Origin of the sequence: Pedobacter sp. Bi126, assembly GCF_918698245.1 — a bacterium.
Taxonomy (GTDB): Bacteria; Bacteroidota; Bacteroidia; order Sphingobacteriales; family Sphingobacteriaceae; genus Pedobacter.
In genome coordinates, this window is record NZ_CAKKMS010000008.1 from 150,575 (window position 1) to 174,726 (window position 24,152).

20 protein-coding genes and 1 tRNA gene are annotated in these 24,152 nt (G+C 37.8%); 13 read left to right on the top strand and 8 right to left on the bottom strand.

Features of this window, described 5'->3' with window-relative positions:
- The 5 genes from LQ201_RS23415 to LQ201_RS23435 all read left to right on the top strand — a co-directional run bounded on the left by LQ201_RS23415 (position 1) and on the right by LQ201_RS23435 (position 7,062).
- Positions 1 to 1,590: a RagB/SusD family nutrient uptake outer membrane protein gene (locus LQ201_RS23415; protein ID WP_230146094.1), complete on the top strand. Its 1,590-nt coding sequence runs from the start codon at positions 1 to 3 to the stop codon at positions 1,588 to 1,590.
- A 15-nt stretch (positions 1,591 to 1,605) separates the two neighbouring features.
- A complete protein-coding gene (locus LQ201_RS23420; RefSeq protein ID WP_230146095.1) occupies positions 1,606 to 2,673 on the top strand; it encodes a phosphatidylinositol-specific phospholipase C1-like protein in 1,068 nt (355 codons plus the stop codon).
- Between the two features lie 3 nt (positions 2,674 to 2,676).
- Positions 2,677 to 4,080: an alkaline phosphatase gene (locus tag LQ201_RS23425; protein ID WP_230146096.1), complete on the top strand. Its 1,404-nt coding sequence runs from the start codon at positions 2,677 to 2,679 to the stop codon at positions 4,078 to 4,080.
- Positions 4,081 to 4,154: 74 nt separating this feature from the next.
- A complete protein-coding gene (locus LQ201_RS23430) occupies positions 4,155 to 5,327 on the top strand; it encodes a CehA/McbA family metallohydrolase (protein WP_230146097.1) in 1,173 nt (390 codons plus the stop codon).
- Between the two features lie 301 nt (positions 5,328 to 5,628).
- Complete coding sequence (locus tag LQ201_RS23435) at positions 5,629 to 7,062, top strand: S41 family peptidase (RefSeq protein WP_230146098.1); 1,434 nt, start codon at positions 5,629 to 5,631, stop codon at positions 7,060 to 7,062.
- 844 nt (positions 7,063 to 7,906) lie between these two features.
- On the opposite strand, the gene LQ201_RS23440 is transcribed toward LQ201_RS23435, so the two are convergent.
- Together LQ201_RS23440 and LQ201_RS23445 are read right to left on the bottom strand one after the other, a co-directional pair.
- Complete coding sequence (locus LQ201_RS23440) at positions 7,907 to 8,107, bottom strand: hypothetical protein (RefSeq protein WP_230146099.1); 201 nt, start codon at positions 8,105 to 8,107, stop codon at positions 7,907 to 7,909.
- Between the two features lie 26 nt (positions 8,108 to 8,133).
- Positions 8,134 to 8,207 (bottom strand) — tRNA-Ile (locus tag LQ201_RS23445).
- Between the two features lie 226 nt (positions 8,208 to 8,433).
- Here LQ201_RS23445 and LQ201_RS23450 point away from each other — a divergent pair.
- The 3 genes from LQ201_RS23450 (at position 8,434) to LQ201_RS23460 (ending at position 13,084) form a co-directional block, all read left to right on the top strand.
- Complete coding sequence (locus LQ201_RS23450; RefSeq protein WP_230146100.1) at positions 8,434 to 10,527, top strand: HRDC domain-containing protein; 2,094 nt, start codon at positions 8,434 to 8,436, stop codon at positions 10,525 to 10,527.
- Between the two features lie 76 nt (positions 10,528 to 10,603).
- Positions 10,604 to 11,872: an Hsp70 family protein gene (locus LQ201_RS23455; protein WP_230146101.1), complete on the top strand. Its 1,269-nt coding sequence runs from the start codon at positions 10,604 to 10,606 to the stop codon at positions 11,870 to 11,872.
- Between the two features lie 1,005 nt (positions 11,873 to 12,877).
- Positions 12,878 to 13,084, top strand: coding sequence for a hypothetical protein (locus tag LQ201_RS23460; protein WP_230146699.1), 207 nt, complete (start codon positions 12,878 to 12,880; stop codon positions 13,082 to 13,084).
- Between the two features lie 914 nt (positions 13,085 to 13,998).
- Here LQ201_RS23460 and LQ201_RS23465 read toward each other — a convergent pair.
- From LQ201_RS23465 to LQ201_RS23485, 5 genes are all read right to left on the bottom strand, one after another.
- Positions 13,999 to 14,775 carry an AraC family transcriptional regulator gene (locus LQ201_RS23465; protein ID WP_230146104.1) on the bottom strand — a complete coding sequence of 259 codons (777 nt, stop codon included), beginning with the start codon at positions 14,773 to 14,775 and terminating at the stop codon, positions 13,999 to 14,001.
- Between the two features lie 128 nt (positions 14,776 to 14,903).
- A complete protein-coding gene (locus tag LQ201_RS23470; RefSeq protein WP_230146700.1) occupies positions 14,904 to 15,098 on the bottom strand; it encodes a cold-shock protein in 195 nt (64 codons plus the stop codon).
- Positions 15,099 to 15,215: 117 nt separating this feature from the next.
- A complete protein-coding gene (locus LQ201_RS23475) occupies positions 15,216 to 15,413 on the bottom strand; it encodes a cold-shock protein (RefSeq protein ID WP_215128475.1) in 198 nt (65 codons plus the stop codon).
- Positions 15,414 to 15,420: 7 nt separating this feature from the next.
- The gene (locus tag LQ201_RS23480) at positions 15,421 to 15,606 is read right to left on the bottom strand and encodes a cold-shock protein (protein ID WP_029279505.1); all 186 of its coding nucleotides are present in this window, start codon (positions 15,604 to 15,606) and stop codon (positions 15,421 to 15,423) included.
- A gap of 962 nt (positions 15,607 to 16,568) precedes the next feature.
- Positions 16,569 to 16,793, bottom strand: coding sequence for a cold shock domain-containing protein (locus LQ201_RS23485; protein WP_230146106.1), 225 nt, complete (start codon positions 16,791 to 16,793; stop codon positions 16,569 to 16,571).
- Between the two features lie 287 nt (positions 16,794 to 17,080).
- Here LQ201_RS23485 and LQ201_RS23490 point away from each other — a divergent pair, with 287 nt between their 5' ends.
- The 3 genes from LQ201_RS23490 to LQ201_RS23500 all read left to right on the top strand — a co-directional run bounded on the left by LQ201_RS23490 (position 17,081) and on the right by LQ201_RS23500 (position 20,990).
- Entirely contained in the window at positions 17,081 to 19,792 is a 2,712-nt protein-coding gene (locus LQ201_RS23490; RefSeq protein WP_230146107.1) for a PQQ-dependent sugar dehydrogenase, read from the top strand.
- A 233-nt stretch (positions 19,793 to 20,025) separates the two neighbouring features.
- Positions 20,026 to 20,661 (top strand): HAD family phosphatase, encoded by a 636-nt coding sequence (locus LQ201_RS23495; RefSeq protein ID WP_230146108.1) that lies wholly within the window; start codon positions 20,026 to 20,028, stop codon positions 20,659 to 20,661.
- Positions 20,662 to 20,669: 8 nt separating this feature from the next.
- The gene (locus tag LQ201_RS23500; RefSeq protein ID WP_029279495.1) at positions 20,670 to 20,990 is read left to right on the top strand and encodes a DUF962 domain-containing protein; all 321 of its coding nucleotides are present in this window, start codon (positions 20,670 to 20,672) and stop codon (positions 20,988 to 20,990) included.
- 618 nt (positions 20,991 to 21,608) lie between these two features.
- Here LQ201_RS23500 and LQ201_RS23505 read toward each other — a convergent pair.
- A complete protein-coding gene (locus LQ201_RS23505) occupies positions 21,609 to 22,793 on the bottom strand; it encodes a proline dehydrogenase family protein (protein ID WP_230146109.1) in 1,185 nt (394 codons plus the stop codon).
- A gap of 93 nt (positions 22,794 to 22,886) precedes the next feature.
- Between LQ201_RS23505 and LQ201_RS23510 the strand changes: the two genes are divergently transcribed.
- Both LQ201_RS23510 and aroB read left to right on the top strand, forming a co-directional pair.
- The gene (locus LQ201_RS23510) at positions 22,887 to 23,093 is read left to right on the top strand and encodes an RNA-binding S4 domain-containing protein (protein WP_029275915.1); all 207 of its coding nucleotides are present in this window, start codon (positions 22,887 to 22,889) and stop codon (positions 23,091 to 23,093) included.
- A complete protein-coding gene (gene aroB / locus LQ201_RS23515; RefSeq protein ID WP_230146110.1) occupies positions 23,093 to 24,151 on the top strand; it encodes a 3-dehydroquinate synthase in 1,059 nt (352 codons plus the stop codon). The genes LQ201_RS23510 and aroB overlap by 1 nt, the downstream gene beginning before the upstream one ends.
- Position 24,152 lies beyond the last annotated feature (1 nt).

Sequence of the window (24,152 nt, forward strand, 5' to 3'; positions counted from 1 at the left end):
ATGAAAAAGATTATAATCCTATTTAATATCCTTGCTTGCCTGATGGTATTAGAATCGTGCAGTAAGCTAGATGTCGATGTTGAATCGCAATATGTTAAAGATAATTTTCCTTTTACCAATTCAGATTATGCGGCACTTTATGGCACCATGTATTCAAATCTTTCTTCCCAGTATGGCGTTCCATATTGGAGAATGCAAGAGCTTTCTACAGACGCCGCAATTATTCCGGCACGTGATGGAAACTTTGATGATGGCGGTCAATACCGACAGCTCCATTACCATACCTGGACGATTGATCACCCGAATGTGAGAGATATCTGGCAGTGGGGATTTGGCGGAATCAATAACTGCAACCGCTTAATCAACCTAACTAGTGAATCTTCAGTTTCTGCTACAGTAAAAAGCAGCAGTTTAGCAGAAGTAAAAGCAATGAGGGCCTTATACTATTACTTTATGATGGATTTATATGGTAATGTACCGATTATCGATACTTTCCCGGTAAGTACGCTGCCTGGAAACCAAACCAGAGATAAAGTATTTGAATTTATTGAGAAAGAACTTTTAGCCGTTATTCCGCAATTACCAATAAAAGATAATAATAACCGTGTATTGGTTTATGGCCGACCAACCCAGGCAATGGCTTATGCTTTATTAGAAAAAATGTACCTTAATGCTGAAGTCTATACTGGCAAACCGAGATATGCAGATGCCGTAATTATGGCTGATAATATTCTAAAAAACACCAACTACGCTTTGGATAACAAATATTCAGATATTTTTGATGTAAACAACGGTCCTTTGATTAATGAAACTATATTCGCTATTCCTTACGACCAGCAGATTCCGGGTAACCAGATGACAAGATTTGGTTTCTACCCTGCTTTAGCGGCAGCTTATGGAATTAACGTAGGTTTCAGTATTGCAATGAGCACTACTCCCGAATATTATAATCGTTTTAATTTAAACAATGATATCCGAAACAGTTTCTGGTTAATTGGCAAACAATATGCGCCAGATGCTAATCGTAAGCCTGATCTAACTAAACCTGTTTTTGTTGCAGGAACAACTACACAAATAGAAATTACGCCAGATTTAATCTTGAAACCAGGCAAGCCAATGGACTTAGGTAATACCGTTGCAGATCAGGCTAAAGGTGTTCGATCGGTGAAGTACTGGCCTGATGTAAATGCAATTCAGGCGACACGTTTAAATGGCAACGATATGCCCCTACTCCGTTTGGCAGATGTAATGCTCATGAAAGCAGAAGCGATATTAAGAGGAGCAACTGCTACTACTGTTAATGGCGAGCTGCAAACTCCATTGGTGCTTTTAAATAAAATAAGAAGCCGTGCAGGTGCAGAATTGGCAAGTTCCGCAACATTAACGAATTTATTAGATGAAAGAGCCCGTGAATTTAGCTGGGAAGCTTGGAGAAGAAATGACTTAATCCGTTTCGGACAATTTGAAACTGAATATCCGTTACCAAACGATGTACTTTTCATGAATAAGGATATAACCAGAAGAATTTATCCTATTCCAGCAAACGAGTTAAAGCTTAATACAAACCTGAAACAAAACCCTGGGTATTAACAATCAAAAAGGTGTATGAGAATCATCAGTTGCATTAGTCTATTGCTGGTATTGCCAGCAATAGCGTTTATTACGGTTCACGAAGATCCAACCATCAATCAGATTCAGGTAATTGGTTCGCACAACAGTTATAAGCAAGCCATCGATCCGGCATTATTTACGATGTTTAAGAAAACGGATTCGATATCTGCGAGTAAGATTGATTATGAGCACATTTCTATTCCCGAACAATTAAATATGGGATTAAGAAACCTGGAGATTGATGTTTATGCTGATTCTGCTGGTGGTCGTTATGCGCATCCAAAAGGTTTAGATTGGGCGAAAGATCAACCTGCTTTTGATGCTTCCGGAGAAATGAGAAAACCTGGTTTTAAGGTTTTACACATCCCCGAACTCGATTTTAGAAGTTCTACACCAACTTTTGTCGAAGCTTTAAAAGTGTTGCGTACCTGGTCAGAAGCACATGCAGATCATACACCGGTTTTTATTACACTTGAGGCTAAAGATGATTCGATAAAAAAACCTGGATTTACGTCACCGGAATTATTTACGCCAAAGGTTTTTGATGAATTGGATAAAGTGATTTTAGAGCATTTAGGTAAAGAACATATCATTCTTCCTGATTTAGTAAGAGGTAAATATAGTTCGCTTGAAGGTGCTGTACTTCATCAGAACTGGCCAAAATTGAGCCAGGCGAAAGGCAAATTTATTTTTGTACTGGATGCTACCGGCAAAAAAAGAGAAACTTATATTCTAAATCATCCATCACTAAAAGGCCGTGTAATGTTTACGAATTCAGATCCCGGCACACCTGAGGCTGCTTTTATGATTAGAAATAACCCGAAAGACAAACAGATTTCTGAAATGGTAAAAAAAGGTTACATCGTTAGAACACGGGCCGATAACGATACGCAACAGGCCCGTAAAAACGATAAGGGTGATTTTAATGCGGCTTGTAATTCTGGCGCACAGGTTATCACAACAGATTATTATTTAAAAAGTACACACTTTAATTCCGATTACGCTGTCAGCTTTGCTGGTGGCAAATATTACAGAGCTAATCCCTTATTTAAAAGTAAATAGAATATGAATAGAAGGTCATTGTTAAAAGGTGGATTGTTAGCAGGTTTAACTATTCCATTTACAGGTGTAAGTGATGTTATCGCTAAACCTATTGGCGGTTCAAAGAAAGCTAAAAACATCATTATGATGGTAAGTGATGGCATGAGTATAGGAACGCTGAATATGGCTGATATCTATTCCAATCGCATATTTGACAAAAGCAGTAAGTGGCTGGGGCTTTATAGAGATAACAAGGCTGTTAGGGCATTAATGGATACGGCTTCCGCAAGTTCTTTGGTTACCGATTCTGCCGCGGCAAGTTCATCTTGGGGTGGTGGTATGCGGGTTCGAAACGGTTCACTTAATGTAGGCATGAAAGGCGAAAAACCACAACCGATCCTTCAGAAATTTAAAGAAAAAGGTAAAAAGGTAGGTTGTGTAACCACTGTACCCATAACACATGCAACACCTGCTGGTTTTTGTATAAACATAGATAACCGTGGGGGGCAGGATATTATTGCAGAGCTCTACCTGGGCTTAAAATTTGATGTAATGATGGGTGGCGGACAAAAGTATTTTGGAGAAAAACGTGCCGGAGGAAACCTGATTCCTAAATATTTAACCCAAGGTTATAAAGTAGCTGAAAATAGAGACGAAATGCTGGCTTTGAATAATTATAAGCCCGTTTTAGGTTTATTTGCCGAAGATGGATTGCCTTATGAAGTAGACAGAAAGTACGATAAAAACCTAATGAAATCTACCCCATCATTAGCAGAAATGACGATGAAGGCTATCGATTTGATGAAAGATAATAAAGACGGGTTTGCTTTGCAGGTAGAAGGTGGAAAAGTAGATTGGGCCGCACATTCTAATGATGTAAGTGGATTAATATTCGACCAGCTTGCTTTTGATGAAGCGGTTGGTAAGGTTATTGAATTTGCAGGAAAGGATGGAGAAACGCTGGTTATCATCACTACTGATCACGGGAATTCAAATCCTGGTTTATTTTATGCTGATGAAGCTGATAAAAAATTTGATAGTTTACAGAATTTCAAGCATAGCAACACCTGGTTGTTGGCGCAATTGAACCAATCCTTTAGCGAACAGAAAATAATTGATCTGATAAAAGAAAACCAAGGTTTCGAAATGAAATCTGAAGATGTAAAATCCTTATTAGTGCATTTCAAGGATATTGTTCCTGGTCAGCTTTACAACGAATCGAACCTGCCATTTTACGAGTATGGTAAAATTTTGGGCAAATATACCGATGTACAATGGGCCGGAATGAACCATACCGGTGACTACGTGGAACTAACTATGTTTGGCCCGGGTTCGGAAAATTTGAAGCCTTTCGTTAAAAACTACGAGCTGCATAACTTTATGCTCAAGGCAGCAGAAATGCCTGAAGCGTTTTTAGTAAAAGCTTAATCTTAATTACAGGGCAAATAAATAATCAGGCACCTGCATTGCAGGTGCTTTTTAATTCTATTTTAAATTAGGTTATGACTATTCAATTAAAATATTTTCGTTTTTCATTTTGCCTCATTTTAATGCTCAATGCAGGCTATCTCCAGGCACAGGAAACTATTAATCCTCCGGCAATCATAAATAAAAATGGTGTTTGGCTAAAAGGCGACTTACATGTGCACTCACGGCATAGTACAGAATCATCGAATAATCCGATAGCAAAAATCATTAATTTTTCTAAATCTGTTAAAATGGATTATGTGTGCATTACAGATCACGATAATCATGTAGACGGTGATATGGAACACCATACCTGGGCAGATCCAGAATTTAAATCAGACTCGCTTCTATTGTTATATGGTGCAGAATGGACGACAACGAGAGGGCATGGAAATGTATTTTCTGATAAACCGTATCATCATAAACGCTTATTTGATGTTCGAGATGAACGTGATATTAATATTGGTAAAGTGAAGAAATCTCTTAATATTCACTTATCGGCAAACCATCCAAGCGGAAAAGACAATTTTGGTTTTTCTTATGATCTGGTTCAATCGATTGAAGTTTGGAATTCGTCAGTTTGGTCAAAAAATGCAAATGCAATTATGATCTGGGATGATATGCTTTCATCAGGAAGGATGATGACGGGAAGAGGAGGAAGTGATACACATCACGGCGTACCTACAGGAGCTGAAAAACCAAGTGCAAACACCTATCAAGCTGAATATAATTATGTTGGTACGCCAACAACCTGGGTTTTTGCAAAGGAAAAAAGTTTAACGGCAATTGTTGATGCGCTAACTCATGGAAAGGTTTCTGTGAGTTCAAATCCTTTTGCACCAAGAGTAGAATTTTATGCAGATGCAAATGAAGATGGGAAATTTGAGATGATGATGGGCGACAATGCCATTTCGAAAGGTAAACCTGTAAAATTTTTGGTTCAGTTAATTGGTAATACTTTGCCTGATGTAGATTACACTATTACCATCATTAAAAATGGAAAGAAATTGAATACTTACCATGCTAAAGGCGAAATACCAATGGTTCAATTTGAAGATACACCAGAAACAAAAGGGAGAAGCTATTATCGGGTAACTGTTGAGGGCATAAATACACCGTATCCACAGGTACCAAAATCTATGGCTTTAAGTGAAAATATGGTTGCTTTATCAAATCCGATTTATTTTAACTTCGATCCAAAATTTTAGATTTCTTTAAAATTATTAAAAAGACTATTTAAAGTCTGTCAAAAGCATGGATGCATTAAACGTTAAACATGCAATTATATTAAGTCAATTGAAGAATCTGCTAATCAAAACATAAGGATTCTTCAAGGTAACATTTACCTCAACACAATAATAGCTGTCTGGCCAAGTCCAACCTTACATTATAATATACTGCCCTGCCAATCATAAATTTGCTGCAATTTTGATTATGCTATTAAATCGGGAGCCATACTATCAAAAAACTGAGAACTTTAATATATTAGTGTTCAATCAAATTACTGTGATGAAAAGACTATGTATCCTCCTTATTACCGCTATTTTTCCCTTTTTCCTTATAGCACAACAGATACCATGTAACTGCCTGCAGAATTTAAATGAGGCAATTGTTAAAACTGAGCTCAACTATGCCGGATTTCCACAAAAAGTATATGCTAAGACAAAACCGGCCTATGAAAATCTGGTAACCAGTCTCCGCGCAAAGGCAGAGAATGAAAGCAATCCTAAAAACTGCTATTATCTTATTAAAGATTATGTTCGTTTTTTTGCAGACAAACATTTTTCATTGACATACCTCAACAAAGATGATTACGAAAAAGAGACCATAACTATAGACGAATCTTATTTTAAAACACTGAAACCAGGTATTGGCACTGAAGGCATTTGGATAAACGCAGACAGTTCAATTAAGCTGGGCATAAAAAAATTCCCGGGCAATGAATACAAGGCTATTGTACTTAGTGCAAAAGATAGCATGCTCCATAAGGGGCTTGTCTATTTCACACTAAAACCGCATCAAAAAGGCTATCTCCTAAACCAGTATAATGTATTTAACAGTATAGATTTTTATGCCCAGCAAAGAGGTGGCCTGCTACAACTGTGGAATTTTTCACTTTTTGGAAGGGTTTTTCCGAATGAAATGACTGCCAAAGAAAAAAAGGAGTTAGGTACATGGAAAAACAGCAACAATGGACTCGATTATTATCAATTGGACAAGGAAACCAGCTATATCAAAATTCCGACCTTCTTTAATAACGACAGTAAAATCGAGAAATTAGTTGCAGCCCATGATAAAACCATCAGGAATAGTAAGTACCTGATCATAGATCTGCGTGGGAACGGAGGGGGCAATTCCGGTTGGAACTTTCTCTTACCCTACGTGATGACCAACCCCATCAAACAGGACAGCCCTTTACTTCGGATTTCCCAGGACAATGTCCGGCTCAAAAGATCAGAGCTTGAGTATTTCGTCAAAAATCCAGTACCTGTAGATCTAAAAAAATACTATCCGGATCAATATGTGGCTAAGCTCAAAAAAATCTACGAAGAACTCCCATCTGCCAAAAGCACGTTTTATCAGATCCCCGGATTGACGATCCCTCTTGATTCTGTTCTTGGCAGTCCTGCTAAAGTTGCACTAATTACTGATGAACTTTGCGGTAGCTCTACAGAATACTTTTTTCATTTAATGAAACAGAGCAAAAAGACAACACGATATGGTAGGAATAGTGTAGGCATGATGGATTACGAAGGGCCAACATCACAAACGCCACTTCCGTGCAAAATGCTGATACTTATGATGCCAGTATCGAAATCGAGCTGGACCGATAAAAAGCCAATTGATGCAACAGGATTCCGTCCAGATGTTAAGCTCAACATATCAGCCGATCAGTGGGTTGAATACATTATCAAAGACCTCAAAAAGGAAAAACTGAATTAAGATGAATAACCCTTTTCCGCAATTCCTTTAGGGAGTAAGCTTTATACGAATTTTTTCGCAAGTAACCCCGTCTTTCCTGAAGTCGTGTGATCAATTTTAATACGGCATCGATAAAAAAATCATTTCAACCCGGATACATCTTTTAAAATTCTGTTTTTTTAGATACTTAATTAAAAAAAAGAGGCTATCTCAAAAAAAGGGTAGCCTCTTTGGTTGGGTGTTACTCAGCCATTTACTCCCGATTACACTACCTACTTTGCCCGAAAATGCGTCATTTGCGCCTTTTGAATACATTGCCATAATTTTTGTTTTTTATTGAAAGAATGTTTCTATAAAAGGATTTCTGTTTATACCGGTATATTTTAAATCCATGCTCAAACCTAGCGGTTTAGCTGCATTGCCATGTCATTTTGAGCTAAAATGAGCTAAATTGAGCTAATTTAGACCGTTATTGAGCTAAAATGGACCGTTACTGTTTGGGCGGCGGTGCAAAAGCCAAGGCATTATGGCAGCCCAATATCATTAAGTTGAACCATTCGGCACAAAAAATAATTTAACCACAGATAGAAAAGAATGCACACAGATATAAAAATCTGTGTTTATCTGTGCGCATTTGTGGTTAAAAACGCTTAAATAATGACATTGGGTGGCGGCCTGCTTAAGGGCAGCATAACCGTAAGCGGTGGTGCCATTCTGCGAAAGCAGGCGCTGGCTTTACCTTTTAGGTAAAGAAAAGGTAAAGCCGGGGTAACCCTGGGGTTAACTTGGGGTTAACCTGGTAGCAACAAAGGGTACAGAACAGGTATAGCAGGGGTAGTCAAATACGGCCATTTCGCCGGCTTTTTTAGTAGGCAGTCAGTAAATCTTTCAGGTAAAAACGATCGCCACCAGGTAGTTTTACAGATTTGACTGTGCCGTCTTTTACCTTACGTTTGTAACTGGAATTGGTTAGATTTTGAAACTGCAGCAGTTTGCTACTATTACAGAAAACAGCCTTTAAACCACCTATAGCATATTTTTTTTGAGCAACAAAAAACCCCTTCAAGTCATCCTTAAAGGGGTTTAAAGCAGTGGGCCCACCTGGGCTCGAACCAGGGACCAAAAGATTATGAGTCTTCTACTCTAACCAGCTGAGCTATAGGCCCGGAAAAAAGGTTATCCTTTTTTGCGAGTGCAATGTTACAAATTTGAATTGAATTTTCGAAAATGTTTTCGGCATTTTTTCATAAAAAGAAAGAATATAAACTCATTTTCAAGTGCTTAATTTTACTTTTCATTTTACGGGCCGTCTTTTCTAACTAAAAATTGTGGATAAAACGCCGATTAATCTATCCTCAAATCCATTTCGAATAGGTTAATTTTGTAATTGATATGAATACGCCCGACCCGGACAACCAACTTCTTTTAGATTTTTTAGCCACCACCAACCAGCCTGTTTTTTTAACAGGTAAAGCTGGAACGGGCAAAACTACGCTGCTACGCAAGATTAGAGATACCACCAAAAAGAATTTTGCCATTGTTGCACCTACTGCTGTGGCCGCAATAAATGCTGGTGGCGTAACACTTCACTCCTTTTTTCAGATTCCTTTCGGTCCTTTGGTTCCTGTTGTTGATGAAAATGCGGAAACGAATTTCAAATATTCAGACGAAAAAACAAGGTTATTACGCTGCCTTGATTTATTGATTATTGATGAGATAAGTATGGTAAGGGTTGATTTAATTGATTTTATCGACCGTACTTTAAAACGTGTTAAAGGCTCTAACCGTCCCTTTGGTGGTGTTCAGGTGTTAATGATCGGCGATCTTTACCAGCTCTCTCCTATTTTTCACGATGCCTGGCATATCCTGGGCAGTTATTATTCCAGCCCCTACTTTTTCGATAGTCTGATTTTCAGGTCTACGCCAATGCTTACGTTTACCTTAGATAAAGTTTACCGCCAATCAGACCCCATATTTCTGGATATTTTGAACGGCATGCGCGAAAACAGTCTTGATGCTGGCTTACTAGCGAAGCTGAATGAGCGTTACGATCCATCTTTAGATCAGGAATGGAAAGATGATTACATTACTTTAACCACACACAACCAGCTGGTTAACGAAATCAACCAGGGCTGTTTAGAAAAACTACCAGGAGAAATTTTCGAATTTAATGCGGAGGTAAGTGGCGATTTCCCTAAAGATGCCTACCCTACCGATGAAAAACTTCAGTTAAAACTGGGTGCGCAGGTTATTTTTATTAAAAACGATTCTTCGGGCAAAAAGCAGTTTTACAATGGAAAAGCGGCAAAAATAACGGCTATCAGTCAAGATTCGATAAAAGTAACCTTTACCAACGGTGGCAGGGAAATCGAAGTAGAAAAAGAAATCTGGCAAAATGTTAAATATAGCCTGAGTGACGAAGAAAATAAAATCGACGAAACCAGCACTGGATCATTCTCGCAATACCCGTTTAAATTAGCCTGGGCCATTACCGTACATAAAAGCCAGGGATTAACCTTTGATCAGGCGATAGTTGATGTAAGCACCGCATTTACCCACGGACAGGCCTACGTAGCACTCAGTCGCTGCAGAAGTTTGGAAGGGCTTATCTTAAAATCACCTGTGGTTGCCGAAAACATCATTACCGATGCCAAGGTAATCAGTTTCACAAAGGCCGCTCACCAGGATAAACCTACGCCAGAGCTGCTGGCACGTTATACGCAGCGATACGCCTGGGGATTGATCCATGAATTGCTGGATTTTTCACTGGTTGCCAAAGACTGGGAGAAACTCGGGCGTTCCAAACTGATCGACAAGGACGAGAAAAATGCCTTTTTATCAATTTACGAACAAGGCTGCCAGATCCTTCAGCACGAAATCTTTAAAGTGGCCAGGAATTTTATCGCAAAAGAATTTTCTAAAATAAGTACCGATGAAAATCCGGCAAATGAAAGTGCTTTTATGGAACGTTTGCAGAAGGCATCTGATTATTTCGTTCCAAAACTTGAACAGCTCATTACCTTAATGGCAAGAATTGTAGCCATCAATTTTTATAATGATACCCACTCTGACAAACTCCTTACGGTATTAAACGACTGTAAAGATGCACTCCAGATAAAACTGGCTTTATTTAAAATTTCGTGGAATCCATTTTCGATCAAAGATTATATCGATACTTTACATGCGGCAGGCAATAAACAGCCAGAGAAAAAACCAGTTAAATCGAGCATCAAGCCGAAAGAGGTTTCCAATCCACAGGTTTATAAAAATCTGGTCGAATGGCGCAAAACAATCGCGCTGCAACGGGGTACTCAAGATTATGCGGTACTTTCAGACTTAGCACTACTTTCCATTGCCGAAAAAATGCCCAGAACTACCGATCAACTGGCAGCACTTAAAAGCGTAGGAATTGGCAATGCAAAAGAACTTGGCCAGCAAATTACACGCATTGTAAACGCCCATTTGGGTACAAGTGAGTTATTTTAAAAAAGTTTAGTTCAATAGCTCTTTTTTTAATACTTTCGCAACCCCATTTTAGTCGCCAAACACAGCATACCAAGCCATGAGTAAGTTTTTATACGGAATCGATTTTGGAACAACCAATTCGGCACTTTCTATTTATGATGAAGAAAAGAAAGAAATTGTAGATACGATTTCTATCCCCTCATTAATCTATTTTACAGAAGTAAAAAGCGTTATTGATGGTGAAAGTCATATTGTTGGCGAAAAAGCAATCGACGCTTACCTGAACGATGGTATGAAAGGCCGTTTTATCAAATCCATTAAACAGATCCTTTCGAGAACTACTTTTACTGAAACCCGCATTCACAATAAACGATATACAGCTTCCGATCTGGTTACACTCATTCTTAAAGACCTGAAAGAAAAAGCCGATCTGATTACGGGCGAAGATTGCCACAAAGCCATTATCGGCCGGCCAGTTTTCTTTGATGATGATAATACGATGAAAGATACCCTGGCGCAGACCAGGTTAAAAAAAGCTGCCGAAAGCGCGGGTTTTACTGATGTGCGTTTTCAATTCGAACCTATTGGGGCCGCCTTTGCCTACGAAAAAACAATTAAGAAAAAAGAACGTGTTTTAGTGGCCGATTTAGGTGGGGGTACAACAGATTTCACCTACCTGATTCTCGATCCGGATAAAGTTGGCAGCAAAGACCGTAAAAACGATATGATTGCCTCTGGTGGTATCTACATTGGTGGCGATAGTCTGGATTCTGCTTTTATGTGGGATAAAGGCACTCCTTACTTTGGAAAAAACACGATGTATGAGGCTACACCCGGCAAAATTTTAAATGTGCCGAAATCGCTTTTTGCCAATATCTGCACCTGGGATAAAATGAACTTTTTTAACGGTTTAAAAATCCAGAAAGAGATTGAGGAATATTATTATTACTCAGGCAACGATCCGAAATTTAAAAACCTGATCACCTTGATCGAAAATAACCTCGGTTATTCTTTGTTCAGATCGATTGAGAAAACGAAAATCGAACTTTCCGGCCAGCCTGTTTCTACCTTTGCCTATAACAATATGGAAATTGAGATTGATGAAAATATTTCACTCGAACAGTATAATTCGATTATCGAAAAAGACATCAACAAAATCGATGCTTATCTGGATCAGTTTATGGAAACATACAAAATCAAGCCAGAAGACATTGACTGCTTGTTTTTAACCGGAGGAACATCGATGGTTTCGGCCGTACAAAACTTGTTTAAAACCAAATTCCCGCACATTCCATTAAACTCTGGCGATAATTTTAAAAGTGTGGCTAAAGGATTGGCGTATAGCGGTTATTTATTTGAAAATTAGCATTTTGTCATTCTGAATGTAATGAAGAATCTGCAGCAGCCAAGTTCAAATTTGCTACCGACTGGTTTTTAACCACAGAGGGCACAAAGAATAAAGCGCAGAGAGAACAGAGCTGGGTGCCAATTTTCGCTTTGTTTATCTGAATTAATTTTATTACACTTTGGTCTTTATCTTAACAGATCAAAACCTATAAACCTAAATGACTTTATTTTATGCTAACGCTCGTTTCTAACGAGCGTTGAATAGTCAATCGTTTACAACGATTAAATTGTTTAGCCCATAGCCCTTCATTTTTAAGGTTTCCACTCCCCCTTGTTCCTAAACCAGATTGGAGCGAACATACCGATTCTTCATCGGTATAAAGCGTAAAGCGGGGCTGACAGCCGCTAAGAACCACAAGTCATTCATTTCCCAATTCCAAAACCTAATAAAGAGTTTTCTATTTCGGTCGGTGAGACACCAACCGATAGCATAAAAGGATTGGCGTATAGCGGTTATTTATTTGAGGATTAAAGATAAATCTGCAACATAGCAGCACTGTCTGCATAGGTCATAGGCCGAGGAGAAGAATGCTGATTTGGATTTGGAGCGCAGGATCTGTGCAAACCACCCAGTTCCTTCCCGTTTTCCGCTTTTACGCTTCGCTGCCTCCTACCTCGTTGCTGCAGGGTAACGCTTCAACCGGGGCTAATGGGCCAAAACAGTATTTCATTTTTAGGGTTGCAGGATGCACAAACCCTTGTTCCTAAACCAGATTGGAGCGAACATACCGATTCTTCATCGGTATAAAGCGTAAAGCGGGGCTGACAGCCGCCAAGAACCACAAGTCATTCATTTCCCAATTCCAAAACCTAATAAAGAGTTTTCTATTTCGGTCGGTGAGACACCAACCGATAGCATAAAACGATTGGCATATAGCGGTTATTTATTTGAGGATTAAAGATAAATCTGCAACATAGCAGCACTGTCTGCATAGGTCATAGGCTAAGGAGAAGAAATGCTGATTTGGATTGGAGCGCAGCGCCTGTGCAAAACACTCAGTCTCTTCCCGTTTTCCGCTTTTACGCTTCGCTGCCTCGTACCTCGTTGCTGCAGGGTAACGCTTCAACCGGGGCTATTGGGCCAAAACAGTATTTCATTTTTGTGGTTGCAGGATGCGCACAAACCCTTGTTCCTAAACCCGATTGGAGCGGACATACCGATTCTTCATAGGTATAAAGCGTAAAGCGGGGCTGCAATCCGCCAAAAGAACTGCGCGTTCATTTTCTAATATTAATAAAAAAATTATCTCCTCGCTATGCTACAATATCAAATTCAAAAAAAAAAGTTGGTGAGACACTAACCTTGAAATTAATTTTATAATGATTTTTTAGTCCGCTTATTGCCGAATGGGCGAACATTACCAGTCGCTTTTATACCAAACCTTGATGGCAGGTTAGATGAACAACAAGCTGCAGGCTTATATTTCACTTTCACCTGAATATTGCGCTTTACCGTATCATTTTTACAGGCAAAAAGCAAAGTGCAGCTCAAAATTAGAATTGGCTTAATCATCTTCATTTATTTTTCTACTTCCCACCAATCAAAACGTGGATTTTCTGAGGGTGTTTTGGCCTGCTTCATTAAAGCATAAAGCGCTTTAACAGTTTCAGGATTTTTTGCCGCAATATCATTCTTTTCACCGATATCGCTTCTTAAATTATACAGTTCCAGCTTTTCGGCAGTTCCTTTGTTTTTAAAACGGATCGACTTCCAGTCGCCTTTGGTTACAGCTTCTTTTAGGCCGTCTTCGTTAAACTGCCAATAGAAATATTCATGTTCTTTAGCTGCTAAACTTACTTGACTTTTTATTTTACCTGCCCGAGATTATCGCAGACGCTTGCTTGTAAATACTAAAATACAACTTCGTAACATTATTAGGAATATTTTTTTTCTTTAAGCTAAGATTTTATAATTTAGCCGAGGCAAAATTGGTGCGGCTGATAAAATAGATGCAGTAAGCAAAACTTTACGCGTTAGGCGTGAAAGCAATTAATGTAGTGAGGTCTGGAAAACCTGTTTTCTAGAAGAGATGAAATCGAACTGCCGAACATTTCTTTGGCAGACGCACCAATTTTTCATTCAATTTAAGTCAGGCGGCTAAATTGAAGTACCGATATGCCTTTATGCCGCCTAAAACTCGTGCTAAAATTAGTGGTTTGTTCAAAACCCAATAATTCAGCTATTTCATCAACCGTATAATCACTATGAAGCAACAATTCTTCCGCTTCGCGCATTATCCGATCTTTGATGAGCACTGTTAAGCTTTTCCCAAGTACACGGTCTAAAAATTTATTCAATTTGCCAGGGCTCATCCCCATACCTTCCGCATAAAACTGAATTGACCTTTCTTGCTTATAAAATTGCTCCAAAATAGCCCTAAACCGCAATACCTGCTGTAAATCATCTAAGGTTAAAGCAGCGAGATAACCGTCTAAACCAGCCGTAAAACCCAGAAATAATGATAAGTATTGCGCTAAAAAGGACATATCTTTTTTAATATTGATTTCTTTTTTTAGCTGATCGAGCAAACTATAAGTTTTAGTTGATTTATGCGGATCGAGATCCCTTAAAGACAAATTTAAGAAGAGATTCTTAGCCTGTGGATCCAAGTGCTGAAGTAAAAATTCTGCATATAATAAACTGCTAAAACTGAGCCAATAACCTGAGGTAACTTCTCCTTCGAGCCTAACCAGGCCCTCCTCCGGAATAAAAAATATCCTGCCGTTTAACAAGGGGTAATCGCCAGAATTCATGCACAAAAAGCCTTTCCCCTCACGTACAATCAACATACGCATAGGGTATATTGCCTGCAACGCACGTTCTCTTTTAAAAAAACCGGTAATTGGCTCTAGCTGTATCATAAACTTAAGGATAAACAACAGTAAGACCAAAGTTATCAGATTTGGTTACAAGTTGCTAAAATAATCTATTATAACGATTAAATTCCATCTGTAATACAGGCTATAAGAATCGAAGCATCAACCAATCATTATTCCTTCGGCTCAATAATTAACAAATTTATTGCGATTGATAATGTTTGATGCAATTCGAAAGAAACCTTTAAACCCTTTTTTAGATTAAATCCATTTATTGGGCCGCTTTGATAAAACAGAACTTCTTCTCCAATATCGTTCCTGATTTTCCCAAAGCCTTCAGTTTCATTATAATAATCTATTGTTCCCATTTCTTTTGTCACCATTTCGAACTTTTGCGTTAACTAATACATAGTTAACCCAAAAAACTGTGCCAAATAATAAATAGACCGTAATATAATATAAAAAGAACCGACTGTAAGGCCTACCTATGCAGATAGCACCATCACTTTAATGGCCTCGATACCACTTTGTGTAAATTCGATTTCAAACTGAACAATATTATTGGGCTTTATCGGATCGATTACGCCGCGGGCAAAAACACTCACTTCGCGCCCACCATTTGACGGAGTAATACTGCCAACACCTTCTTTAGGGTTATAAAACTTTACGGTACCTAATCTCATTGCACCATTAAATCAGTTTTACATCAACCGCATTGGGGCCTTTTTTCCCTTGTGCTATTTCGAACTCTACCCGATCATTCTGGCTTATTTTATCAACCAAGCCTGTTACATGAACAAAAACTTCTTCTCCGTCTTCTGTTATAATGAAGCCAAAACCTTTAGATTCATTGTAAAATTTTACTGTTCCTTGCATTTAATTTAGATTTAATACAATAAACATACAAAAACTCAAAAAGTTTTAGCAATTAAATAGATTTCTATACCAAATCTATAGATCAAGCGACAATTAATGATGATTTTAATATTCAGACAAACAAAGCACATATAAACAAAAAAAAGTCGTAGACTGAATCAGCAACTTAGCTATTTTATTCCGTTACACTAAGTATTGACTAAGCGAATTTGGATCAAAAAACCAACAAAAACAGACACGCTTTACCAGAATTGATATTACGATTGACATAATATAAGGAATACAAGTCCTTAATAGAGAAATTTGTAAAAACTGCTCCTATTAATAAGCGCTCACCTTACATTATTATTGCGCATTGCAAAACAACCCTAAATGCTACAAGGCTGTTGTGAATACCAGAAAATGAATTCTTTTTTTATCCGGATACCGACTTTTGCCGCATCATCAAAATAAACCATTCGAAGAGAAAAATTTCTCTTGAAAAAAGTATTTGAAAGTTGAAACTAACCCTTTTTTCCGCTAAAAATCACAAAGAAAACACTAAAACCACCCAAAAGGAAAACTATTCCAAGAATCAAATTTACTTTATCGCCCATTCTGTAAGTTACAGATTAAAATCAGAATGACAATAGGCTGACACAAAATAATTAAAAAAACAACTTAAAGTTGTATGATTTTCAATTTTTATAGCTTTTTCACACTAATTCCGATGAGTCCGGTTGATGATGAGATAAGCTGATAACTGACCCGATCACCAATTTTTAGTCCTTTGAGCCTAAGAACCAGAACCCGCTTTTTAAGCTGATCATCTTCTAAAAAACAGATAGGCCTATCCTTATGAAATGCGACTATGGTTCCCTTTGCCATGCGTATGAAATCAATTATTTTATCATAACTGATTTTAAATCGCCTAAACGGGACACTCTTAGAAGAGATTAAGCAGAATTTTAAAATCGAAATCTTTATATTAAAATTTTGGGCCTCGCCTTAAGTTTAACTATACCCATTATGTTTTTAGCAACTATTCCTCTTTTCGTAATAGCAGTATCAAATTCGACTGTACTTCCAACATACAAACCTTTAGCTTTGCAATCTACTATATCAAAATAGATGCTTTCTAAAACCAAATATTGAGAGATTAAACCGAAACCTCTTTCTTTATTGTAAGCTGTTATTACTCCAGTCATCGTAGTATTGTTAGCGTGCATACCTACATAAAGCTAACATTACCAGTACAATACCTATTAAACAGTAGAGATTATTAACAAAAAAATAGATAACCTTAATAAATCTGTTGATGTATGTATTTTGACCAAAAACGTTTTATAATTTCATTTTGGATCCATTCAATATACAATTCAACCGCCCTATAAATAAATAATTCTATTTTAACATTATTCGCATAAATTTTGATACAATACTTCAGGCTATAAAACTATATCCTATATTTATTCAAAATACCTTAATCAAATAAATGAAAACAACTTTTACGCTACTGTTATCTGCCATTGCATTTGTATTAATATCGGCAACAACACTGAACAAAAACATTTACGAAAGCAGGGCTTTCGATTTTTTCCCAAAATATAAAATAGACACACCAGATCAGGATCGTTTTGTAAAAGTGACCCTTGCTCAAGGAGAATTTACAGAACCTACAGAAATGACCATCCTCCCTAACCTGGATATTTTGGTAGCACAACGCAGAGGTGAAGTATTGATTTATAAAAACCAGACCAAAAAAATCAAAGAAGCTGGTAAACTTGATGTTTATTTTAAAACCAACACCCCTAATGTTAATGCGGAAGAAGGTTTATTGGGCATGGCTGCCGACCCAAAATTTGCCATAAACAATTATGTTTATCTTTTTTATAGCCCTTTTGATAAATCTGTAAACCGATTATCAAGGTTTAAACTGGTAAACGATCAGATTGTAAAAGAATCAGAAAAGATCGTTTTAGAATTCTATTCTCAGCGCGAAATCTGCTGCCATACCGGAGGATCTATTGCTTTTGGTTCAGACAATTTACTTTATGTATCTACTGGTGATAATTCTACTCCTTTTGATGCCCCAAAACAGAAATATGTAAATAAAGGTTATGCGCCGCTTGATAACAGAAAAGGTTTTGAACAATACGATGCCAGAAGATCGGCTGGAAACACAAACGATTTGAGAGGTAAAATCTTAAGGATCAAGGTAAATGAAGATGGTACTTACAGCATCCCGGAGGGTAACCTTTTCCCGAAAAATGATCCAAAATCTAAACCGGAAATTTATGTAATGGGTGATCGAAATCCTTACAGGATTTCAGTAGATCAAAAAACTAATTTTTTATATTGGGGAGAAGTTGGTCCGGATGCTTCCAATGACGACGCTTTAAGAGGCCCCAGAGGATATGATGAAGTAAACCAGGCAAGAAAGGCTGGTAACTTTGGCTGGCCCTTATTTATAGGCAATAACTACCCATATAAAGCTTACGATTACACGAATGGAGCCAATGGCAACGCTTTTGATCCTGAAAAGCCAATTAACAATTCGCCAAACAATACAGGTTTAGAACAACTGCCACCTGCGCAACCTGCCTATATCTGGTATCCGTATGGCGAATCGAAAGAATTTCCACAGGTAGGTTCGGGCGGTCGTACCGCAATGGCCGGACCAGTTTATTATGCAACTGCAAACTCACCATACCCCGCTTACTATAATGGAAAACTGATTATTTACGAATGGGTACGTGGATGGGTTAAAGCCGTTACGATGAATGCACAGGGTGATTACCTGAGCATGGAACCTTTTATGTCTAATGTTTCTTTAGCTGCACCTATTGATATGGAATTGGGGCCTGATGGAAAATTATACATTCTGGAGTATGGCAAAGGCTGGTTTACCAAAAACCCTGACGCAGCAATTACGAGGATCGATTATTTAAAAGGTAACCGACCACCATCAGTTGAAAGTTTAAATATTGCTAAAACAAGTGGATTACTTCCTTACAAATTAACCGCAACGGTTAAGGCTAAAGATCCAGACGGAGATGCTTTAACTTACATTTGGAACCTGGGAAAAGGAGTTACCAAAACTACTACCACGCCAAGTTTACAGTATACCTTTACTAAAGCGGGCGAATATCCGGTTAGCGTTACCGTAATTGATAAAAGTAAAGCTTCTGCAAAAAGCCAGGTTGTACCGGTATATGCAGGGAACGAGCACCCAACTGTAGCTATTGATTTAGCTGGAAACAAAAGCTTTTATTTTCCGAATAAACCAGTTGATTATAAAGTTTTAGTAAGCGATAAAGGTGCTAAAGTGAATAATAATCGCATATACATTTCAAATACTTATACAGAAGGAACAGATTTAGCTGGAGCAGAACTGGGCCACCAACAAGCAGCACAAACCCTTGTGGGTAAAACGATTATGTTAAAATCTGATTGTAGCACTTGCCACAAAGAGGCTGCTGTTTCCATTGGTCCTGCGTTTAATAAAATCGCAGCAAAATATAAAAACGATAGTAAAGCTGTTGATTATCTGGCTTCGAAGGTAATTGGCGGCAGTCAGGGTGTTTGGGGAGAAGTACCCATGCCTGCGCATACTGCGATGAAAGAAGCTGAAGTGAAAAAAATTACGGAGTGGATTATGACTTTAGGCAATAAAGAAGCAGTTAAAGCATCACTCCCAACTGCAGGCAAAATCATTCCACCAGCTGCTGCTGATAAGAAGAAATCAGTTTTAACTTTAAAGGCAACTTATACAGATGCAGGAAGTACGGCATTTAAAAAACCGTTAACCACAACAAAGGTGATCAACCTGAAAAGTAATGTAATTGATGCGGATGATATCAAAGATTTTGGCGGTTTTGAGCGAAAAGATATCTATGGTGGCGAAAAACTTATACTGACTAAAGAAAATGGTTGGATAGCCATTAAAAATGTTGATTTAACTGGCATTTCAGGATTTGGTTTTTCATTTTTAAATCTTGATCCCGGATCAGATGGTGAAATCGAGATCAGGTTAGATGATAGCAAAGGCATTATGATTGGCAAATCTACCTTTAGGAAAAGTATCCCGATCAACATGCTTTCAGATGGAAAATTCCATTCAATTTATTTTGTGTTTAAAGAACTAAAAACCGGCGACAAAAAGAACAGACCGATTATTCAATCAATTACGGTAGAACCTAAATAGGTCTATAAATAAAATTATTTTGATGTTGCGTCATTCCCGCGAAGGCGGGAATCTTAATGCGAATAGAAAATACCACTAAAGCATTAAGATTCCCAATCAAGTTGGGAATGACGCATCTATAAAATATTACTCTCCAATTAAGTACTTCGGGTTTTTTATTGTAAAAAATTGCCGTTTAATACCCTCCATTAAATCAGCAATAATATCTTTGCAACAAATGCTAAAGGATTTCCATGCAAAACATTAAAAACATTATTTTTGATTACGGAAACGTAATATTTGATATCGATTTCAGAATTGCGCAAGCATCTTTTCAAAAGTTGGGCATTACCGACATCGAAAATTTCTTTGCCCATAAAGCACACAATCAATTATTTGATGACTTTGAAACCGGAGCAATTTCTCCTGCCGAATTTAGGACAGGAATTAGAAAGGCAGCGCGCAAACCAGACTTAACCGATAAACAGATTGATGATGCCTGGAACAGCTTATTGATCGGTACCATCCAGGAAAATCACGATTTATTACTTCGGGTAAAAGAAAAATACCGTACATTTTTGCTGAGCAACAATAACGAAATCCATTACGACTGGATTATCAATTACCTGAAAACCACTTTCGAAATCAATAATTACGATGCTTATTTTGAGAAAGCCTATTTTTCTCAACACATGAAACTGCGTAAACCCAACACCAATATTTTCGAACAGGTATTAAAAGACAATAATTTAGACCCTGCCGAAACTTTATTTATTGATGATAGTCCACAGCATATTGAAGGCGCAAAAAAAGTAGGTTTAAATGCCTTATTAATGACCGAAAAACCAGCTCAACTGGAAACTTTTTTAAAAGCAAACGGAATTTTGTAAATTAGTGTATGTCAGAAAAAAAGTTTAAGTCGCTAAAAGAGTTCTACCCTTTTTACTTGTCAGAACATACCAATACTACATCACGTATTTTACATTTTATTGGTACCGGATTGGTTTGCCTCGCTTTTTTTACAGGCTTTCTTTTCCACAACTGGCATTTCTTTTTGGCTATTCCTGTACTTGGATACGGCTTTGCGTGGGTTGGTCACTTTTTCTTCGAAAAAAACAAACCCGCTACTTTTCAATATCCGGGTTATAGTTTAGTAAGCGATTTTATATTGTTCTATGATCTCTTGACCGGGAAACAATCTTTTGTAGTGAAGAAATAATTCGGCGTAATTAAAAACGACCACTGGGCCTAAACTCGATCGATAGCTATCGGATGAAGCGGCATCCTTTTTGGCTGTCACCCTGAGGGGTAATTTATTGTATAAAAATCAATATGAATGACGCATATCTTTTTTTGCCCAGAGGCTCATCCTTGCCTCGGCTCGCCGCCGCCGATGGGGCTCTTTCTTTTTGCTGTCAAAAAGAAACAAAAAACACCGGCTGAAAATTTTTCTTTCAAAGCTAGTGTGTAGGCTGGGTCGGTGGAGCCCGAAAAATTTGTTAGGCCGGATTTAAGTAGAACGGGGATACCGTGCTATGGCCTAGCTGGATGGAAATTCGACGGCGGCTAAAATATTGATTAATAGTTATTTACAGAATAACGTCAATGGTAGCGTAGTCGAAGGGCAGCCAAAAAGATACAGCGCAAAGCGAGGCTGCATGCCCCGAAGAACTGCTGCATGTTCATTTCAAAAAACAATGAAAAAAACTATAAAACATGAGATGCTGAACTAAATTCAGCATGACGATACGAAAACAAAAACAGTTGGCAATTTTCAGTTAACAGTATTTATTACCACCCAAAACTGAAAACCACCAACTGTTAACCGAAAGCTGAACTACAGTTTTCTTCTTTTTAATTCTCTTTCAATCAAACCCAGCTCACGACCTGTTTGCCCAGCAACTGATGTATTTTCCTGTGCTCTTCTGAACAGATAAGGCATTACTGCTTTAATAGGCCCGTAAGGAACATACTTTGCTACATTATAATTTGAATCGGCAAGGTTAAAACTCAAGTTATCACTCATCCCTAACAACTGGGCAAAATATACATGAGGGTGATTGTGGGAAATATTTTTTTCTTCTAAAAGATAAGTCAATAAACGGCTGCTATCTTCATTGTGCGTTCCTGCAACGATGGCAATTTCTTCAATATGATCTACACAATACCGTAAAGATTCGTTATAATCACGGTCAGATGCTGCTTTATCCGGTTGAATTGGCGAAGGATAACCCATTTCTACTGCACGTTTACGTTCTTTTTCCATATAGGCACCGCGAACCATTTTCACACCCAGAATAAAACCATCAGCTTTGGCGATTAAATGGTCGGCTTTCATATCGGCCAGTTTATCATGGCGGTACATTTGGTAGGTATTGTAAACAATAATACGCTCGCGGTTAAATTTACGCATCATATCCAAAGCCAGTTCATCAATGGTATTCTGGATCCAGGTTTCTTCTGCATCGATCATAATCGGCACATCTTTATCGAAAGCCGTTTTACAGATCATTTCGCAACGCAGTTTTACTTTTTCGTATTCTGCCTTTTCTGCATCATTTAAGGTTTCTTTAGCATCAAGCTTCTGCAATAAGGCAAAACGGCCAATACCGGTAATTTTGAAAACCGTGATCGGAATTTTGGCATCACCATCCGCGCGAACAATCGTACGGATAATCTCTGCACAGGTTTCATCAAAAACCTGTTCTTCCTCTTCCCCCTCAACCGAATAGTCTAAAATGGTACCTACACCACCTTTATGTAATTGTTCAATGGCTTTATCACATTCTGCAATGGTTTCGCCCCCACAAAATTGTTGAAATATAGTGGCTTTTATTGCACCCTGGATTGGTAAACCAATATTTAAAAAGAAATTGGTAATGGCAGGACCAACTTTGGTAAGGAAATTACTCCCTATCATTTTAAAAAGCCAATATGCTTTTTTTAATTCATTGTTAGATTTTTGACGGAAAGCAATTTCCGTATTGTCGAAATTTGGTTGTTTGTTGGGGGATAAATCCATTTTTATCTATTAATAAGTCAGATTGGTGCAAAATTATAAAAAGCATTGGTTGTTAAAACTAAAAACCTTTAAATAATCGTATTTTTGCACAAAATGATACAATTCAAATTAGAGGGCGAATTTATTCCATTAATCCAACTGTTAAAAGCAAGCGGATTGGTTGGGAGCGGCGGCGATGCCCAAACCGTGGTAGAAGATGGTTTAGTAAAAACTAACGGTGAGGTCGAATTCCGTAAACGTTATAAGGTTAGGGTTGGCGATATTATTACTTTTGGAGAAAACAAAATAGAAGTTATTTAATGGAACCACTAACCAGTGCAGGTCACACCCTATATTTCGAAAGTAATTTAGCAGCGCTAAAAACACTTTTGGAAAGTAACAAATACAGCAAAGTTTTTGTACTTGCTGATGAACATACCAGCGAAATCTGCTTGCCCCTATTTCAATCACTTTTAGATGATTATGCCGAATTTGACCTGATCGAAACTTCGGCAGGTGAAGAAAACAAAAACATCGATTTTTGTATCGGAATCTGGAAGACGCTTTTGGATTTTGAAGCAGACCGCAAAAGTCTAATGATCAATTTAGGTGGTGGTGTAATTACCGATATGGGCGGATTTATTGCCTCTACCTATAAAAGAGGAATCGATTTTATCAATGTACCTACTACCCTTTTATCGCAGGTTGATGCTTCGGTAGGTGGCAAAACAGGGATCGATATCGACAATGTAAAAAACATGGTAGGTACCTTTACCTTACCACAAATGGTTTTTATCGAAACAGCCTTTCTAAAAACTTTACCACAACGTGAGCTTTTATCGGGCTTTGCCGAAATGATTAAACATGGCCTGATTTATGATAAGCCATATTACGAAAAATTAAAAGAAAGCAATTACTTAAGTCCTTCGGCACAAGATATTTACAGATCTGTAGAAATTAAAAATGAAGTAGTAACCATCGATCCGCATGAAAAAAACCTGCGTAAGATTTTAAACTTCGGGCATACCATTGGACATGCTGTAGAGGGTTACTCTTTGGCAAATGACGAAAACCCATTAACACATGGTGAAGCCATTGCCATAGGTTTTGTTTGTGAGGCTGCACTATCGATCAAAAACAGTACGTTAACTCAGGAGGAATTAAAGGATATTAGTGGATATATTTTATCCTTATACCCTAAATACCACATTAAAAAAGAAAGTTTCGACACACTTTTAGAACTGATGCAAAGTGATAAAAAGAATGAAGATGGAAACATTCTCTTTTCACTTTTAGAAACAACAGGTAAATGCACGTTCAACTGCCGTGTAAGTACCGCCGATATTTTGAGCAGTTTAGATTACTATAACAGTTTATAAA